The sequence below is a fragment of the Oceanimonas marisflavi genome (genome assembly GCF_003049725.1).
Taxonomy (GTDB): domain Bacteria; phylum Pseudomonadota; class Gammaproteobacteria; order Enterobacterales; family Aeromonadaceae; genus Oceanimonas; species Oceanimonas marisflavi.
Genome location: NZ_QAGM01000062.1, coordinates 1 through 738, shown reverse-complemented (window position 1 = coordinate 738; position 738 = coordinate 1). Strand labels below are relative to the sequence as shown.

The following is a 738-nucleotide window of genomic DNA, read 5'->3' as shown; positions in this document are numbered from 1 at the left end:
GGGTTTCTTCAACAAGGGTAAGGTGTTCGATCAGGGTCATGGCCAGGCTCCTTTAGCAAGAAGCGCTGATTAGATCACAGACGATCTGCCCGTTCAAATTTCATTAACAAAGTATGCTCCCGCCCTGGGGTATGGACAGGCCCGAACGGGTAATTTGATCGCGAAAACCAAAATCCCGTAGTTCTCTCAGCGCCTTATACAAGTCAGCCGATAACCTCGCCGACTTCTTCCACACCTGCAATTTTTCAAAATTCATCACGCCCCCTAAGCTGCAGTCTGTAGCAATGCATACAGGTTAGACGCATTGCCTGCATTCAGCGTCGGGCTGCTTACAGCTGACAGCATAAAGCTTACAGCTGAAGGTTACTTCTGACGCAAAGCGTCAGAAGTAACCTTCCTGTTTTTTCTTTTCCATGGATGCCGCCGAGTCGTGGTCGATCATGCGGCCCTGACGTTCGGACGTTTTGGTCAGCAGCATTTCCTGAATAATCGCGGGCAGGGTATCGGCCTCGGACTCCACGGCGCCGGTGAGCGGATAGCAGCCGAGGGTACGGAAGCGCACATTCTTCATCATGGGCACTTCGCCGTCTTTCAGCGGCATGCGCTCGTCGTCCACCATGATCAGGGTGCCGTCGCGCTCCACCACCGGGCGCTTGGCGGCGTAATACAGGGGCACAATGGGAATATTTTCCAGGTGAATGTACTGCCAGATATCCAGCTCGGTCCAGTTGGACAGCG

The 738-nt window shown here is 53.7% G+C and carries 2 protein-coding genes; both read right to left on the bottom strand.

The features are described 5' to 3' along the window. Positions 1-103: 103 nt before the first annotated feature. The gene (locus tag DA373_RS16055; protein ID WP_232821403.1) at positions 104-256 is read right to left on the bottom strand and encodes a four helix bundle protein; all 153 of its coding nucleotides are present in this window, start codon (positions 254-256) and stop codon (positions 104-106) included. Between the two features lie 126 nt (positions 257-382). Then, on the bottom strand, positions 383-738 hold a 356-nt coding region (locus DA373_RS16050; protein ID WP_157953730.1), incomplete at its 5' end, for a phosphoadenosine phosphosulfate reductase domain-containing protein.